Source organism: Cohnella cholangitidis, from assembly GCF_014107495.1.
In the GTDB taxonomy this organism is placed as follows: domain Bacteria; phylum Bacillota; class Bacilli; order Paenibacillales; family Paenibacillaceae; genus Cohnella; species Cohnella cholangitidis.
This window is the reverse complement of sequence record NZ_CP041969.1, coordinates 1,783,831-1,800,511: the sequence shown is the minus strand read 5'-3', so window position 1 is coordinate 1,800,511 and position 16,681 is coordinate 1,783,831. Positions and strand designations below refer to the sequence as shown.

Genomic DNA, 16,681 nt, shown 5'->3' with positions numbered 1-16,681 from the left:
TCACTCCTAATTTTAGTGTATTAAGTGAAAGCGGCGAATTGTAATGATCGGTTTATCGTATGTCTCGCCGATGTTCGAGATCGAAATTGGTTCAACATCGGGATCACCATCCTCGTTTGTTTTCTTGTCTTTCATGTCTTGATTATAAATCTAATTCCCATGAAATAATGTGAATTAAATCACAAACTTTGAAATGAGGAGTGAAAGTATCTAAATAAGATCTATTAAAAGCTAGATGGGAGCGAAACTAAAAATACTTACGGAAATCTGATATAGTCTTTATTGTAAGTTTGCTTAAACCTTAAGGGCAGAATGGAGGAACTTCAATGAGCTACGATCCGAATAAACTTTTTTGGGTAAATGAGCCTGCTAATTATTCCATTCAAGACAATAAAATCGTTATTCAAACAGATCCGGAGACCGATTTCTGGCAGCGTACATACTATGGTTTCAGAAATGATTCCGCTCCCGCGTTGTTATTGAAAATAACCGAACCTTACTTTTCGTTTATCGTCAAAACCGAGTTTGACAGCAAAAGGCGTTTTGACCAATGCGGCGTGATCATCTATCAAAACAGCGATAATTGGTTTAAAGCATCGATCGAGTATGAAAATGAAGAATATCAACGATTAGGCAGCGTGGTTACGAACAACGGATATTCGGACTGGGCGACTACGGATATTCATTCTACCGTCAAAACGATGTTTTACAGGCTTAGCCGCCGCGGGAGCGACTACTGCATTGAAAATTCTTACGATGGCGTAGAATACAAACAGATGCGAATTTTCCATCTCTTCGAAGGCGGAGGAGAGATTCAAATGGGAGTTTACGCTTGCAGCCCCGAGAACTCTTCCTTTGAAGCCGTATATAGCGAGATGGAGATAACGAAATGCAAATGGGACCCCCATAAATAACGTTCCCCCTCAAGCAAATAGCTCGTTGACTTATGAGAGTATTTAAATAAAAGGAAGTGTTAAACGATGAATTTAGAAACGGTTATGCAGGAGCTTGAGGCTCTCGGCAAAGAACGAACCAAGAAAATATACATATCCAACGGCGCGCGCGAACCGCTTTTTGGCGTGGCTACTGGCGAGATGAAGCCTATTTTCAGGAAAACGAAAATCAATCAACCTTTGGCCGAGCAGCTCTACGCCACGGGGAACTACGACGCCATGTACTTTGCCGGCATTATTGCGGACCCTAAAGCCATGACTCCCGCGGATTTTGACCGTTGGATGGATAAGGCTTATTTCTATATGCTGTCCGATTTCGTGGTTGCCGTAACCTTGGCGGAAGCGGATATCGCGCAAGAAGTGGCCGATAAATGGATCGCTAGCGGAGAAGAACTGAGAATGTCGGCGGGGTGGAGCTGCTACTGCTGGCTTCTGGGTAATCGGCCGGACGGGGAGTTTTCCGAAAGCAAGCTTGCCGATATGCTTAAACTCGCGGAAAATACGATTCACGATGCTCCGGAGCGAGCCAAATACGCGATGAATAATTTTATTTACACGGTGGGCGTATCTTATTTGCCGCTCCATGATCGCGCGGTCGAGACCGCGAGAACGGTAGGGCCGGTAGAGGTCAATCGGGACAAGGCAAAAAGCAAGTTCATAAACGCTTTCGATAATATTCAAAAGGCCATTGACAAAGGGCAAATCGGTTTCAAACGCAAACATGTAAGGTGTTAAACGCTTTTGACCTAGCGAAAGGCGGTTTCCCGGGAGTTTTCGGCTCACGGGAAACCGCCTTTTTGCCAATCGTAAACCGTTCTACACCAACTTATGCCTGTACCACTTGTCTCCCCTGAAACGCCACCAAAAAATCGCTCCGCGTACTGCCCACTCAGCGACCATGGCGACCCAGATTCCGAAAATCCCCATGCCGAAGGTAATTCCCAGTACATAGCCGAGGATGATCCGGAATAGCCACATGGATAGCAGCGAAGAGATGGACGTGAACTTCGAGTCGCCTGCCGCGCGCAAGGCCGAAGGCAGGATAAAGCTCAGAGCCCACAGGATAGGCTGCGCAATGGAGATCAGCAGCACGAGCTTGAGGGTCGCAGGAACGATCTCGTCCGGCGAAGCGTACAAGTTCATCAGCATCGGGAATAAAGGCAGAATGATCGCGGTTAGTAAGAGAAAAAGGATAACGGAAAGCCAAAGGAAGGATTTGATAAATTTCCTCGCATCCTGAATATCCCGGCTTCCGATACACTGGCCGACGACCGTCACGATCGCGACGCTCAGCGTGCTGCCCCCGATTTGAAGGAGCATCGCGATGGAGTTGCTGATCGCGTTGGCGGTCAAGGCCAACGTGCCGAACTGCACGATAAAGGTTTGCGTCAACAATTTCCCCCCGTTGAAGAACATTTGCTCGGCGGCGAACGGGAGTCCGATGAACATCATCTTTTTCAGAATGCCCGCATCCAGCTTCAGCAGCCTCTTCAAGGTGAAATGCAGCGTATGGTTATACTTGAGCAAATAGACGATTGAAGCGACCGCGCCGATTGCTCGGGCTGCGATCAGAGAAATCGCGAGTCCGACGATTCCCATATCGAAGCCTTTGATGAAGACGAAATTCAGAACGAGATAGGCTAGATTCATAATGAGAGAGAGAACTAAGCTGGCTTTCGTCTCGGAGACTCCTCTCAACACTCCGGCGACGGCTTGCTGCACGGCCAGGAACGGGAACGAGATGCAACTGCCTATAAGGAAAAGGGTCGCCATTTCAAATACGTCGTCATCCACGTTGCCGAACAACAGGTCTAACGTCTGATTATGAAAGAGAATGACGATGACGCTAATCAAGAGCGCGAAGGAGGTCACCGCGGCAATCGCCTGCGAGGCGGCGCGGCAGACCATCCTGCGATTCCCGCTGCCCTTGTACTGAGCCACGATAACGGTTCCTCCCGTAGCCACGGCGATAAACACGCTTACGATGAAAATATTGAGCGTATCCACCGTGCTAACGGCGCTGATTGCGGCAACGCCGGAGGAACTGATCATCGCGGTATTCAGAATGCTCATCAGGACGATAAACAAGGTATCGACGAATATGGGCAAGGTGATCCCGAATATTTGCTTGTAATCCATCGAATTTCCCGTGAAGTACTTGTTCAGCAGAAAATCCGTTCTTTTCTTCAGGGCTCCGTTTGTCAGATTCAATCGATCATCACTGCTTTTTTTGTATGACTTGAAGGAATACCTGTATTCTACTCTATATTCCAACTTCAATGAACCTCTTAGTTTAGTTTAATTTGCCGACGGCTCAACGTTTAGTACTCTAGAAGACGACCATTATCGTTCCATTGCCCATACATCTTATTTATGCGAGTTTGTTCAATAAACTTTGTCAATCGATTATGATACAAAGCCGCATCGTGCCGCACGGACTGGATATTATGAATCTTTACTCTAACATATAGATCCGGCAAGGCTAGAAAATTGCGATAGAGCTCTTCGTCCTGACGCAATTGCGCCAAGATCTCTTCGTGAACGATAAAAGATTCGGCGTTCATGTCGGGCAATACTCTTTTTCCCGCTTCCGTCATTAAACCTAATTTATCTAACCGTCGGACGCGTTCCTTATTAAGTTCTGTCCAGTTGCTCTTTTTTGTCCTGGGCGAAAAGCGTTGGGCCGTTTGAGTACCATCCCCTTTTTTGGTGCTATCGATCCAGCCGAAACACAAGGCTTCTTCGACAAAATCTATGTAACTTGCGGAATAAGGAGTGGTTGAAACTAACCAACAATAATCTTCCGTACCGTGATTGTCGCTCAACCACTTTCTCCACTCTTGCCGATTGTGAACTTGCACGATTTTATCGATTATCATTCGTTCCGGTCACCTCTGGATTCTAGATCGGTTTTAATAGCTATTATAAGCAACTATAGCTGACAGCAGGTTGTCAGCGTTCGATAATAAAATAAATTTTCGCAGTCGACAAAAACCGCGAAGGCACGACGCTACGCGGTTTTTGTTCCTTTTAGCGCGAATTCTTTCATTATTCTTTTATTGGGCCGCAGTAAACTTCTAGGTAAACTGTGCCAGAAAGATGGATGAAAAGGAGTCCGCGAACGAATATGTTTCAATTAAAATTAGGTTCTGCGCGAGCGTTGAGAGGGTTTACGATTCGTTTGTTGGTTGGATTGATGCTACTTAGTTTGTTCTCGTCTTCGCTGTCGGCGAATGCGTCGGCAAGCGGAGGCAACGTCGGACCGGACGGAAGTCCCGGTTGGACTTATTGCGCGGACGAGGGGACGACTTGCGCCTTCCCGGGAACGATGGAAGTCCGGTACTGGGGATACGACGACAATAGCCAAACTACGATCGGCTATCGAACTAAGGTCGCCACGAACAGCATAGATTGCTCGACGGCTTCTTTCGGCGGCGCGGATCCCGCATTTGGAGTCGCGAAAAAGTGTTACTACCGCAGCCCGCAGCTGGATAGCGGAGAAATCACGACGACGGTCAGCGACCTCAACAAGGTCGTGACGGTTACTTTTAGCGTATATGCCATGCAAGCGGGAACGACGAATGATCTGAAGAGCAAGATTACCGTTAAAAAGACGAGCGGAGGCAGCTACGAGCCGCTAGGTTTGAACGACGCCGTGGTGAACGCCACCTCTACCCCGATCTCGAGCACGCTTGAAATCTATTTCGAAAACGCGTTATCGGGCGCGGACAACGCCATTAGGATAGAGAGCGGGGCATTCGTAGACGGCTCGGGCCAGCTGCACAACCGGACGATCGAGATTGATCCGATCCGCTTCAGTCCCCCCGCGTTAAGCCCGGACGTGACGGATAACTATACCGTGAACGACCTCGAGATCTCTTTCGCGGACGATCCTCTATGGCGCGGAGCGATTACCGCGGTTGAGAACGGAGCAAGCCCGTTAACGGAAGGGACGCAATTTACGGTCGGACCGGGGATAATCACGATCAAAGCCGGCGTGCTCGCTAAAGGCACGCACAGTCTCGCGATAGCGGCAACGGGCTATTCGAACGCAACGGTAAGCCAAACCGTCAACAAGCTGTACGAGGGACCGCAATCCGGAACGGGTACGTCGACCGACCCTTTTCTGATTGCGACTGCCGAGCAGTTGGATGGCGTTAGAACGGACATGAGGATCAACAAGCATTATCGATTGATAGCCGATATCGATTTGAGCGGATATCCGAACTGGGATCCGATAGGCGCCAATACCGACCCTTTTTACGGGCACTTCGACGGGGACGGACATATCATCTCGGGGCTAACGATCAATTCCGGAGGGAACAACGTAGGTTTATTCGGATGGACGGAGACGACCGGTTCTATCAAGAACGCGAAGCTGCGAGACGTGAATATTACCGGCGGATCTTACGTAGGCGGCTTGGTTGGCAATAATGGCGCCTCCGTAGAAAATTGCTCCGTTACGGGAAGAGTGAGCGGAGCCAACTATGTCGGCGGCTTGTTCGGCGGCAGCTCCGTGAGGGAGATCAGCAACAGCTTTTCCTCGGCTGACGTGAGCGGAATGAACTCTATCGGGGGCTTGGCGGGAACTTTCAACGGAACGCTCCGCTATAGCTACGCCACGGGGAACGTGAGCGGAAAAGACGCGGGCGGATTAGTCGGCACGAGCAACTATGGAGAGATCGTTCACAGCTTCGCTACGGGAAACGTGACGGGGATCAATAGTTCGGAGATAGGCGGCTTGGTCGGCGTCAACTACTATGGAAAGGTCAGCTACAGCTATGCTTCGGGAATGGGGACCGGAGCCGGGGACGTCGGCGGTTTAATCGGCCTCAACTATTATGGAGAAATTAACGACAGCTACGCTTCCTCCGCGGTGAGCGGACATTATAGCGTCGGCGGCTTAATCGGCTACAACGATAACAGCGTTGACGGAGAAATTCGCAACAGCTACGCCTCAGGATCCGTGAACGGAAAAGACGAGTTTAGCATAGACCTTGGCGGTTTAATCGGAAAAAGCATCGCTAGCGACATCACGAATAGTTTCTACGATGCGGAAGCAACCGGGCAATCCGCTTCGGGCGCGGAACGGGCAAGCCGACCGCGCAGATGAAAGATAGAAGCACCTATGAACAAGACAGCTTGAACGTCTGGGATTTTGCGGATCGCTGGGCGATCGATTCCTCGCTTAACGGGGGTTATCCTTATTTGCGGGACATTCAAGCCTTCATTAGCTATGACAAGAACGGAAGTTTAGTCGGTACCGTTCCGGACAGCGCCTCCTTCATGCCGGGAACAACCGTCGACATTTATTCGGGAACGCTGGATTTAAGAAAAACGGGAAGCTTGTTCGGCGGATGGAACACGCAAGCGGACGGGGAAGGCGATTCCTATTTGCCTGGAGACCCCATTCTGCTCGCTTCCAATGTCGCTTTGTACGCGGAATGGAATCCCGCGAGCGCGGTAGCGACGGTGTCCTCCGCGATAGGAACCGTAAGCACGGGAGGTACGACGAACGAAAGCCTTACGAACGTTCCGTTCGTGACTACATTGGCGGAGCTGAAGGCGGCGATCGTTCCGGCTTCGAACGCGACGTTCGAAATTTATGACGCGGATGGAACGACCGTAGCGACCGGGCTTGCGACGGGCAAGAAGGTGATCGTAACCGCGCAAGACCGCATATCGACGGCGACGTATACCGTAACGATGAATGCGCCGTTAAGTAACTCTGCTACTTTGACCTCTTCGATCGGTCAAGCGAGCGCGGGAGGAACGTCGAACGAGACGATCACGAACGTTCCTTATGGCACAACTCTAGCCGCATTTAAGTCAGCGATCACGCCGGCACCGGGTGCCGCATTCGAAGTCTACGACGCGGACGGAACGACCGCAGCGACTATGCTGTCGACGGGCAAGAAAGTGATCGTTACCGCGCAGGACGGTACGACGAAGGTGACGTATACGGTGACGGTGAATGGGCCGTTAAGCAGCGCGGCAACCTTGACGTCTTCGATCGGTCTTGTCAGCACGGGAGGATCGGCAAACGGGACGATTACGAACGTTCCGTACGGCACGACTTTAACCGCGTTCAAGGCCGCGATCACGCCCGCAGCGAATGCGACGTTCGAAGTCTACGACGCGGACGGAACGACCGTAGCGACTACGCTGTCGACGGGCAAGAAGGTTATCGTTACAGCGCAAGACGGTACGACGAAGGTGATGTATACGGTAACGGTGAACTCGGCGCCGAATGGAAGCGGTAGCGGTGGAGGCGGCGGGGGTTCCGCAGCTCCAACCAATCCCCTCGTTACATCGACTAACGGCAGGTTGACGCTTTCGGCAGGCCAAGCAGGCGAGGTTGGTTTGAACGACGAGATCATCTTATCGATTCCGGCCAACGCGACAGACAAACCATTAAAAGTAACGATAGACAATGTAACGGATTTGCAGAAGATTCTCGGAAATAACGGCGTTCTAATAAGCAAGGTATACGAGATTCTGAAGGATTTCCCGGATAACTTCAAGAATCCGGTCACGATAACCATTACTTTCGATTCCGCGAAACTGAAGAGCAACGAAACGGCGGTTGTGTACTACTATGACGAGGAGAAGAAAAGCTGGGTAGAAGTGCCCGAGGGCAAGGTGAGCGGAAACCGCATTGCCGTGAAGGTTAATCACTTTACGAAGTTTGCCGTGTTCGCCGCGCAGCAACCTCCGGCAAACCCGAAACCGACGATTAACTTGAACGACATCGCCGGTCACTGGGCCGAGGCTCCGATTAAGCAAGCGGTAGCTTACGGGATCGTCACGGGATATTCGGATGGAACGTTTAAGCCTAACAATACCGTGACGCGCGCGGAATTCGCGGTGATGTTGATGAATGCGGCGAAGCGGCAAGGCGCCGAATCGAAACCGGCTTTCACCGATGCGGCGATGATCGGCGCATGGGCGAAGAGCGCGGTCGGGCAAGCGGTGCAGGCCGGTTATATTAAAGGCTACGCCGACGGGACATTCCGTCCGAATGCGGCCATTACCCGAGCCGAGATGGCGATGATGGTGGCGCATGCGGCAGGTCTGTCATTGGAAGCGAATGCCTCGACCGGTTTCGCCGACGATAAGGACATTCCAAAATGGGCGAAAGGCGCAATTGCAGCCATTAATAAAATTGGCTATCTACAGGGCAAAGGTTCGAATCGATTCGATCCTAATGTCGGGGCGACAAGAGCGGAAGCCGTGACGGTTCTTCTGAAACTGTTGGCGCATAAGAGCAAATAAAGAAAGCCGGAACGGAGGCTTAGCGAAAAGGCGGGATATAACAGCCTTAATGCTAAGCCTCTGTATTTATTTCTTCCTTCCATAACTCTTGGCGTAGGAAATAATGCGACGATACATCGCTTTGTTCCTCATATTCTTCAAAGGATAGAACTGGGGTCTTGTATTGACTTCCAGAATCCAGGCTCTGCCTTTGTTGTCCAGAGCAACGTCGAGTCCGAGCTCCCGAAATCCTTTTATGCGTGTGGTAAATAGTCTTCCAACGGATTTGCCGAGCTTCGCCAGCTCGTTTTCCTTCCGTTCGATAGCGGTCTTGCTATACCCTGCGCCTGACAGCGTCTGCCGTAAAAATGCCAGCCTGCCGCCTTGGTGGTAGTTTGTCGCGACTTTGCCCGGTATTCCTATTTTCGTGAAGGTAGCGGTATTTTTCCAAGTGCCCTTATTCGTTTTTTGAACCATCACGCGAATGTCGAAGGGTCTGCCTTTCGTGGTAGCAAGCTTGATCCCCTTCTGCAGCAAATAGGAGCGAACTTTGGCGCGTTTGTTCAACTGCAGATAGAGTGCGTTGAATGACGAGTAGCGGGTTTTCGTCGAGTTGTGTTGCAGGAGATAGCCTTGTTCCCGCTTTTGGATTCGTATAATATTAAAACCGCCCGTACCGCCGGTTGGCTTGAAATAGACGGTCGAATATCGAGCGAGCATACTGCTAAGACTGCCGCGACTGAAAGGCAAGGTTTGAGGGACGTATTTTCGCATATTCGCGCTTTTAAGCAGCCATTTCGTTTTAACCCATTTGCTCCTAATCGAAGTGCTTTTATAACCGATGCTGTCCACCTCCCCTCAACTTCCCTAGCATATGAGAGGATGCGGATGCTTGAGTATGCACTTGTCTAGGGGTATGCATAAAACTGTTCTTCAATTGGAAATGTTTTGGATATACAAATTAATCTGGAGAGTGAACGATGGAGAACCTAACGTATTTGTTGGTTACGCATATGCGAATGGCAGGCGAGCGCATCGAATTGCGCCCGGTTACTCTTGAAGACGCGGAGGATATGTTCGAATACACATCCGATGAAGAAACTACGCGATTTATTTTTGCGAAGCCTAAGGATAGGAATCAAACGATTCAATTAATAGTCAATTATTATGTGAAAGAACATCTGGGGAAATACGCGATCGTGTTGCGAGAAAGCAATAAAATGATCGGCACGATCGAGTTCAGGGTAAACGAAGCCAATAAAAGCGGAGAGTTGGGTTTTACTCTGAATAGGCATTATTGGGGACAAGGCTATATGACGGAAGCTGGAAAATTAATATTGAAATTAGCTTTCGAAGTGCTGGGTCTAGAGCGAGTCTATGCGATGCATGACGTTAATAATCCGGCTTCCGGGAAAGTCATGATTAGGTTAGGGATGACCCTGGAAGGGATCCTTCGGAAAAACCATGCGGCAAACGGCGTATTGGTTGACAGCGCGCATTATTCCATTTTGAGAGAAGAATATATTCACTAGATCGCGGACTTTCTTGGGGAGGGGATTGCGATCGCGTAACGAATTTGTTTAGTAGGTGAGCGATGTGCTTCAATGAGAGGAGATTAGTTATGAAAGAAGTCAAAACCGCTTATGAATCCACCGATGAATACATATCCCTATTCCCTTCCGAAGTTCAGGCCATTCTTAATCAGTTAAGAAAAGTCATTAAAGAATCGGCACCCGAAGCAAGGGAAAAGATTAGCTATCAAATGCCGACTTTCGATTTGCATGGCAATCTGGTACACTTCGCGGCTTATCAAAAGCACATCGGATTCTATCCGGGGGCTAGCGGAATCGAGGCATTCCAGCAGGAGTTATCGACGTATAAAGGAGCAAAGGGATCGGTGCAATTTCCGATAGACAAGCCGCTTCCTTACGAATTAATAAGCAGGATCGTGAAATTTAGGGTTGCCCAAAATATCGAAAAAGCGGAAAGCAAAGCGAAAAAGAAAAAACCATGATCATACTGACATTATGATCGTCGACGGAAAAAAGAGGGGCTGCTACCCCTCCAACCATCCGTCGTGCAGCCACTTCTCCGTCACTCTTCCGTTAACTCATTTGATTCCTTGCTCGAAAGTGACGATTGATCCGCCTGTTCCGACAACGACCCATGTATAGTCATCGCTGAGTTTGGCATAACATTTGTACTTCATCCCCGGGATCGTTATCGGAAGACGTCTCCCTTCGCGGTTAACGGCGATCGTTTCGTCGTGCCGTCTGCTCCGTTATTGTCTTGTTCGGTAGAGGAGGAACGGACAATCGGCTATCCAGCCAAGTAGAGCCAAGCAACTTATCGTCGCTCTTGCGGATAACGAACGAATAATGTTCGCCGCCCAACCCTCCGTTTTCTCCCGAGCTTTTCTCGTAGCGGTAAATCCATGCCTCGTCATCGTTCTGGTACGCGCTGCGTACGTTCGTTAGAGAATAGCCGGACGGAACTTCGATCAGCCTCAAAGCGCGTTCCAGCGCATCCCCATAATGTTCCTCATCCGTCGTTATGTTCATGAACCGGCGTATGACGTGGCTCTGCTCTTCTCCAAGAAGTCCGGGTCCGACGCTGCGACTCCTCCTTGGCCCCAATTCGTTACCGATGTTTCCCGCAGAATGACCAACACCTTATCCGGAGGAATATTAAAAAGATTCACGGTCGCATCGGTTAACTCCTTGATCCATTGTTTCTTCTGTTCTTCGTTGAACCCTTCCCAGCAATCCACGTTGATAATCGGCATTGTTAATAACTCCTTTGAAATAAAGTTGCAGTCAAATGTATCTGCACAACATTAATTGTAACCAAATTACAATCGTTGTCAATATAATTGCATTTGTTGTCACGCATGACCGGGTGTAGTAAAATCATGCTCAAAGACATATAGCGATGGTGATCCTATTGAGTTCGAATGAGGAATTGAGTTTTCTGGTCGATTTCGACCTGTTGAGCAAATTAGTCGTAGGGATCGGCGAAGTTTCGGAAATTACGGGCGTGCCGACAAGGCAGCTCCGCTATTGGGAAGACAAGGGGATTATTCAATCGGTGAAAGAAGCCGAAGGCACGACGAGGAAATACGATTATTTAAGCGTGAAGAAGATCCTTCTGGTCAAGGAACTAATGGATGACGGTTATACGTTGGATGCGGCGGCCAAAAAGGTGGAGACTCGGATGAAGAACGTTAACGAGGCGTTCATGAAGCTGGCTCGGCCGTCCGAACATAGATCGGACAGTTAACAAACTTGTTAGAGCGATTCAAGGTAGGGTGGTCACTCTTTGCGAATGGATCTACAGCGAGGAGAAGGCGATAAACGATAATACCCTCCATCGAAAGATGGAGGTATTATCGTTTAAACAGAACCTAAGTCGTTAGCAGCTTGTGAACGTCGGCTTCGACAGTCAGTAATCTATCATTCAGAACGCTGATTTGATGCTCGTGCCGATCCGTACGCTTCGTTATTTTCTTATCTATTTCTTGCAACATGGATACGACATCCTCGTTTTGGGCCTGTTCCATTCGATCTAACTGATCTTTAATTTGAGTCATCTGACCCTCCATAGACGTCATTCGACCGTCCATAGAAATCATTTGAACCTCCATAGACGTCATTCGACCGTCCATAGATAGCATTTGAACCTCCATAGACGTCATTCGACCGTCCATAGATAGCATTTGACCTTCCATAGAAGCCATACGGCTATCCAGACTGTCCAGTCGACCGTGAATGGGCGCTAGTTCATCCTGCATTGTAGACTTTATCTCTTGCTTTAACGTGGCTTTTATCTCTTGCTTCAACGTAGCCTGCAGTTCTTGCTCCAATGTAGACTTAAGCTCTTGCTTCAACGTGGTCTGCAGTTCTTGTTCCAATGTAGACTTAAGCTCTTGCCGAAGCGTTGATTTCAACTCGTTATGCGATTCCTGCAATACTTCCTTGAGCATTTCTCTTAACTGTTCCACAGCTTCACCTCATAGTAAGAGAATGGGGTATTCGTAGCAGTATTTCTAAGTATAATATAGCAAAATTTTTAAATAAATAAAAACATTTGTTCGTATCTTCTTATGTATCCTTTAGTTTAGATTAAGTTCCGTTTAAGGTACATCCTCCATGATAGAGTCATAGAAAGCAACGGGAGGATGATCGCTATGAACGAAAATAATACTCTAGAAACAAATGAAACGGATCGCCCAAGCGAGCCGGTCACGGTATATCATTACGATTCCGCGAAGAACTTATCGACGATGAAGGCATCTTATGAGAATGAATTGGCTGCAATGAGTCGTACGCAGCCTAAGCAGGGCGACGATCATGATAACAGAGGCACCGACGGCCCTTCGTTCAAAACGTTATTCGCGTCGTTCTTGGTTGGCGCAATGCTTATCGGAGGACTTTCCTACGCGGCGGATAAACAAAATCTGTTCAGCGGCAACGCGGGAACGACGACGAGCGCAAGCGGAGCTCCGTCAAAACAGAATTCTGGAGTCGTTATGGCATCCGTCGGTACTAGCGGCAATATCGCGGACGTGTATGAAAAGGCGAATCCGGCGGTCGTGAAAATCGAAAATTACGCGTCGCAAACCAACTCGGCGCGGAACGGGACGAATTTCCTTTTCGGAGGCCGCGGGAACGGTCAACAAAGACAGCAGCTGCAGCAACGAAGCAGCGAACCGGTGCTGACAGGATCGGGAACGGGTTTTTTCTTTAATATAGACGGATATATTCTAACGAACGAGCATGTCGTCGCGGACGCCGCGGAGCTTAAGGTTACCGTGCATGGCTACGATGAACCGCTTACCGCGAAGGTCGTAGGCTCCAGTTACGAACTCGATTTAGCGGTATTGAAGGTAGATAGTCCGGACGGGAAAACATTTCCCGCGCTGACGCTCGGCGATTCGGATCAAGCGAGTATCGGGGATTGGGTTATCGCGATCGGGAATCCATACGGATTAGACCATACGATTACGATGGGCGTGCTTAGCGCGAAGGAACGGCCGATTACGATTGCCGACGAACAAGGCGAGCATAAATACGAGCATTTGCTGCAAACCGATGCTTCCATTAATTCAGGCAATTCCGGCGGACCGCTGCTCAACGAGCAAGGAGAAGTTATCGGCATTAACACGGCAGTGAACTCCGAAGCCCAAGGAATCGGGTTTGCCATTCCGACATCGACGATCAAAAATGTATTGGAGGAATTATTGGGTAGCTCGCAGGTTAAGTCTTTCTAAACCCTATCTACCGTGAAAATGGCTTTACGACTTAAAATGCGCTAGTGGGAAGAGACTCATTCTTCTGCCTAGTGCATTTTAAGTAGGAATTGCGTAAATGCGGAAGCCGGTCTTTTCTTTTCATGACGTATTACAATATTTTGGTTCAGTATGGGATCGAGGAGCTTGTAAGGGAATGCGCGGATATCGGTATCCGCGGGTTGATCGTTCCGGATGCTTATCCGGAGGAGAGCGGTACCTATATGAATGCTTGTCGAGAATACCAAGTTTTGAACCGGGTACACTGCTTCGCCAATACGCCGGTTGCTGTCGGATTCGGAATACAGAACGCCGAAGATGTGGCTTTCCTGCAAGGGAAATGCGATATCGCCATTATTGGAACGCAATTGCTGAACGTGTTGGAGAGAGATGGGCTTCCTGGCGTTGAGCGGTTTCTGAAGTCGGTAAGTTTATAAGCGTTTAACAAATCAGGTTTGATCCCATAGAGGCATGCAAGTCAAAAGGGTTATCCATCAAGCGGGAGCTAGATCTGCTTGGCGGAGAACCCTGTTTTTATTTTCTCTCGTTATTCCTGCGTTTCCTCCCGAATCAACGCAAAGATGACAATAATCCTTTTTCAAGCTATATTGATTATATTAAGAATTGTTGTAATAAAACCGGAGGTGTTCGACATTAAAGTATTGCAGCTGACGATGGATGAAGCGGTTGAAATCGGCAAAGTGATTGCCAATGAACACCGCATGAACATTCTGAAAATCCTAAGCACGGGTCCACATAACGTAAATGAATTAGCGGAAAAACTGGGATTGCCTTTCTCAACGACCGCGGTGAACGTCAAGAAGCTGGAGGACGTGAAGCTGATCATTACCGAACTGGTGCCCGGACGGGGGACGCAGAAGATCAACTCCAAGAACTACGACCGAATAGTGATCGATCTGTTTACGGAGGATAAGGAGAAGGACAAGAACGTGATCACGATCGACATGCCGATCGGCGAATATGTGGATTGTCAGGCCGAGCCGAGCTGCGGATTAGTCGGTGATACCGATTATATCGGCATTCAAGACGACCCCCGTTCTTTCTATGAGCCCGGACGAAGGGAAGCGCAATTGCTTTATTTCCGTCTCGGCTTCGTAGAATATCGATATCCTAACCGGATTCCTTACGGCACTAAGGCTACGGAGATCGAATTCAGCGCGGAAATTTGTTCGGAAGCCCCTTACCATAAGCTGGATTGGCCTTCCGATATTACGCTTTGGGTTAATAACGTCGACATAGGCACCTGGACTTCGCCCGGAGATTTCGGAGGGCAGCGGGGGTTTATTACTCCGGAATGGTGGAACACTAACTTTACCCAATACGGGCTTCTCAAGCACTGGAAAATCAACCACAACGGAAGCTTTCTCGATGGAACCAAAATTTCCGACGTGTCGATCAACGATTTGAATTTGAACGACAAACCTTTCGTCTCTTTGAGAATAGGCGTAAAAGAAGATGCCGTTAACGCAGGGGGACTTAATCTGTTCGGGCCGAACTTCGGAAATTATCGGCAAGGCGTGATTATGAACGTGCGCTACAGCAAGTAAGGCATTGCGGAACGGACCATGAATGCCATGGCCTGAATGGTCTTGTTTCTTCATTCCTTTTATAACAACTAAATAGATAGTGGAATAACAAAAAGAAAAACTGTAAACGGTTTTTCTTTTTGTTTAACATTGGCTTTAATATAGGTGATCTTCTTGTTTAAATCCGATTTTAACTCTCTATTTTTTATTACAAAATATATTGATATAAAACATGAAAAGATGTAATATAAGTTTTGTAATTCACATATTCATGACTTAGGGGGCAAAAGTATGAAAAGAAAGTTGAATGGTCTTCTTATTCTCACACTCATTCTCGGACTCGTATTGGCTGGTTGTTCGAACGGAAATAATTCGCAGCCGAGTAATGAAAACGCTTCAAATGCCGGCGGAGGCACCGGCAAGGCAATCGAGCTTAAGTATTGGGTGCCGTTCAGCGGATCGGACGGAGAATTCATGGAGGGCATGGTCAAGAAATTCAACGAGTCCCAAAGCGAGATCAAAGTCGAATTCATGAACAACAACTGGGAGAACTACTATCCGAAGCTTCTGTCTTCTCTTATTGCCAAGTCCGCGCCGGATGTAGCCGTTGCGCACGTATCGCACTTGGCTGAACTGATTCCGACCGGCATGGTTGAACCGCTGGACGAGTTGGCTAAGGATGCAGGGCTCGATTGGGCTTCTTATTCCAAAAATCAAGAAACCTCCGTTATCCGCGACGGTCAACATGTGGCGGTTCCGCTGGATACGCATGCGGTAGTCATGTACTACAACAAGAAGTATCTTGGCGATGCCGGCTTGCTTAACGAAGACGGAACGATCAAGATGGAGCCGGGCGCTGAAGGCTTTACGCAAATGCTGAGAACGTTAAAAGAGAAATTGCCGGCAGACGTATCGCCTATGATCATCGGAAGCAACAACATTTTCACGTATTGGATTTGGTACGCGCTCGTCCAACAACAAGGCGGAACTTACATGAAAGACGGTCAAGCGACAATCAATACGCCTGAAGGCAAAAAAGCGATGGAGCTTATGAAAACATGGCTGGACGAAGGCTTAACGCTTCCGGATATCGGCGACAATAGCTACGATATCTTCAAAACTTCCAAAGCGGCCGTTACGTTCACCGGCGTATGGGCGACAGGCAACTTCGAGAAAGAAACGTCCTTGGACTTTGCTGCCGTTCCATTCCCGCAATTGTTCTCGCAGCCCGCGGCATGGGGAGATTCCCATACGCTGATCGTTCCTAAACAAGACGACCGCGCGAAACAAGTAGCCGCCGTCAAATTCGCCAACTGGTTAGCGGATAACGGCGCAATGTGGGCCAAAGCGGGTCACGTTCCATCCAAGCCGTCCGTATTGGAGACGGAAGAATACAAAGCGTTGCCATATCGCGCAGGATACGCGGCCGTTATGAACGACGTGAAGTACATGCCGGATACGCCGAAATTGGGCGCTATCAACGATGCGGTTCTTGAATCGCTCGTTCAAATCAACTACGGCAACAAATCGATCGACGACGGGTTGAAAGATGCGCAAGAGAAAGCGGAAAAACTGCTGAGCAAATAATCATTGAGATGCGGGATGATGCGGGATAGGGTACTGTTGTCCCGCATCGTCTT

Annotated in this window: 17 protein-coding genes; 11 read left to right on the top strand and 6 right to left on the bottom strand. The window is 48.8% G+C overall.

Annotated elements, in window-relative coordinates:
- Window positions 1–326 precede the first annotated feature (326 nt).
- Together FPL14_RS08770 and FPL14_RS08765 are read left to right on the top strand one after the other, a co-directional pair.
- Entirely contained in the window at window positions 327–914 is a 588-nt protein-coding gene (locus tag FPL14_RS08770) for a DUF1349 domain-containing protein (RefSeq protein WP_182302625.1), read from the top strand.
- A gap of 66 nt (window positions 915–980) precedes the next feature.
- The gene (locus tag FPL14_RS08765) at window positions 981–1,688 is read left to right on the top strand and encodes a DNA alkylation repair protein (RefSeq protein ID WP_182302624.1); all 708 of its coding nucleotides are present in this window, start codon (window positions 981–983) and stop codon (window positions 1,686–1,688) included.
- A gap of 81 nt (window positions 1,689–1,769) precedes the next feature.
- Here the strand turns inward: FPL14_RS08765 and FPL14_RS08760 are convergent, their stop codons facing one another.
- Both FPL14_RS08760 and FPL14_RS08755 read right to left on the bottom strand, forming a co-directional pair.
- Window positions 1,770–3,164 carry an MATE family efflux transporter gene (locus FPL14_RS08760; RefSeq protein ID WP_407644665.1) on the bottom strand — a complete coding sequence of 465 codons (1,395 nt, stop codon included), beginning with the start codon at window positions 3,162–3,164 and terminating at the stop codon, window positions 1,770–1,772.
- A 110-nt stretch (window positions 3,165–3,274) separates the two neighbouring features.
- Window positions 3,275–3,832: a YdeI/OmpD-associated family protein gene (locus FPL14_RS08755; RefSeq protein ID WP_182302623.1), complete on the bottom strand. Its 558-nt coding sequence runs from the start codon at window positions 3,830–3,832 to the stop codon at window positions 3,275–3,277.
- A gap of 248 nt (window positions 3,833–4,080) precedes the next feature.
- On the opposite strand from FPL14_RS08755, the gene FPL14_RS08750 reads away from it, so the two are divergent.
- Together FPL14_RS08750 and FPL14_RS08745 are read left to right on the top strand one after the other, a co-directional pair.
- The gene (locus FPL14_RS08750) at window positions 4,081–6,066 is read left to right on the top strand and encodes a GLUG motif-containing protein (protein WP_182302622.1); all 1,986 of its coding nucleotides are present in this window, start codon (window positions 4,081–4,083) and stop codon (window positions 6,064–6,066) included.
- The gene (locus tag FPL14_RS08745) at window positions 6,063–8,228 is read left to right on the top strand and encodes an S-layer homology domain-containing protein (protein WP_182302621.1); all 2,166 of its coding nucleotides are present in this window, start codon (window positions 6,063–6,065) and stop codon (window positions 8,226–8,228) included. Before FPL14_RS08750 ends, FPL14_RS08745 begins: the two co-directional genes overlap by 4 nt.
- A gap of 66 nt (window positions 8,229–8,294) precedes the next feature.
- Here the strand turns inward: FPL14_RS08745 and FPL14_RS08740 are convergent, their stop codons facing one another.
- Window positions 8,295–9,059, bottom strand: coding sequence for a YheC/YheD family protein (locus tag FPL14_RS08740; RefSeq protein WP_229263847.1), 765 nt, complete (start codon window positions 9,057–9,059; stop codon window positions 8,295–8,297).
- 128 nt (window positions 9,060–9,187) lie between these two features.
- Here FPL14_RS08740 and FPL14_RS08735 point away from each other — a divergent pair, with 128 nt between their 5' ends.
- Entirely contained in the window at window positions 9,188–9,739 is a 552-nt protein-coding gene (locus FPL14_RS08735) for a GNAT family N-acetyltransferase (protein WP_182302620.1), read from the top strand.
- A gap of 89 nt (window positions 9,740–9,828) precedes the next feature.
- A complete protein-coding gene (locus FPL14_RS08730; RefSeq protein WP_182302619.1) occupies window positions 9,829–10,221 on the top strand; it encodes an iron chaperone in 393 nt (130 codons plus the stop codon).
- A gap of 232 nt (window positions 10,222–10,453) precedes the next feature.
- Here the strand turns inward: FPL14_RS08730 and FPL14_RS08725 are convergent, their stop codons facing one another.
- Together FPL14_RS08725 and FPL14_RS08720 are read right to left on the bottom strand one after the other, a co-directional pair.
- A complete protein-coding gene (locus tag FPL14_RS08725; protein WP_182302618.1) occupies window positions 10,454–10,768 on the bottom strand; it encodes a hypothetical protein in 315 nt (104 codons plus the stop codon).
- On the bottom strand, window positions 10,765–10,992 hold the full coding sequence (locus FPL14_RS08720; protein WP_182302617.1) for a tautomerase family protein: 228 nt from the start codon (window positions 10,990–10,992) through the stop codon (window positions 10,765–10,767). The genes FPL14_RS08725 and FPL14_RS08720 overlap by 4 nt, the downstream gene beginning before the upstream one ends.
- 158 nt (window positions 10,993–11,150) lie before the next feature.
- On the opposite strand from FPL14_RS08720, the gene FPL14_RS08715 reads away from it, so the two are divergent.
- Entirely contained in the window at window positions 11,151–11,486 is a 336-nt protein-coding gene (locus tag FPL14_RS08715; protein WP_220471225.1) for a MerR family transcriptional regulator, read from the top strand.
- A 124-nt stretch (window positions 11,487–11,610) separates the two neighbouring features.
- Here the strand turns inward: FPL14_RS08715 and FPL14_RS08710 are convergent, their stop codons facing one another.
- On the bottom strand, window positions 11,611–12,207 hold the full coding sequence (locus FPL14_RS08710; RefSeq protein ID WP_182302615.1) for a hypothetical protein: 597 nt from the start codon (window positions 12,205–12,207) through the stop codon (window positions 11,611–11,613).
- A gap of 186 nt (window positions 12,208–12,393) precedes the next feature.
- Between FPL14_RS08710 and FPL14_RS08705 the strand changes: the two genes are divergently transcribed.
- The 4 genes from FPL14_RS08705 to FPL14_RS08690 all read left to right on the top strand — a co-directional run bounded on the left by FPL14_RS08705 (window position 12,394) and on the right by FPL14_RS08690 (window position 16,628).
- Window positions 12,394–13,476 carry a S1C family serine protease gene (locus tag FPL14_RS08705; RefSeq protein WP_229263846.1) on the top strand — a complete coding sequence of 361 codons (1,083 nt, stop codon included), beginning with the start codon at window positions 12,394–12,396 and terminating at the stop codon, window positions 13,474–13,476.
- A 122-nt stretch (window positions 13,477–13,598) separates the two neighbouring features.
- Window positions 13,599–13,931 (top strand): tryptophan synthase subunit alpha, encoded by a 333-nt coding sequence (locus tag FPL14_RS08700; protein WP_182302613.1) that lies wholly within the window; start codon window positions 13,599–13,601, stop codon window positions 13,929–13,931.
- 207 nt (window positions 13,932–14,138) lie between these two features.
- Window positions 14,139–15,062: an ArsR/SmtB family transcription factor gene (locus FPL14_RS08695; RefSeq protein WP_324617888.1), complete on the top strand. Its 924-nt coding sequence runs from the start codon at window positions 14,139–14,141 to the stop codon at window positions 15,060–15,062.
- A 270-nt stretch (window positions 15,063–15,332) separates the two neighbouring features.
- Complete coding sequence (locus tag FPL14_RS08690; RefSeq protein ID WP_182302612.1) at window positions 15,333–16,628, top strand: ABC transporter substrate-binding protein; 1,296 nt, start codon at window positions 15,333–15,335, stop codon at window positions 16,626–16,628.
- The last annotated feature ends 53 nt before the right edge of the window (window positions 16,629–16,681 follow it).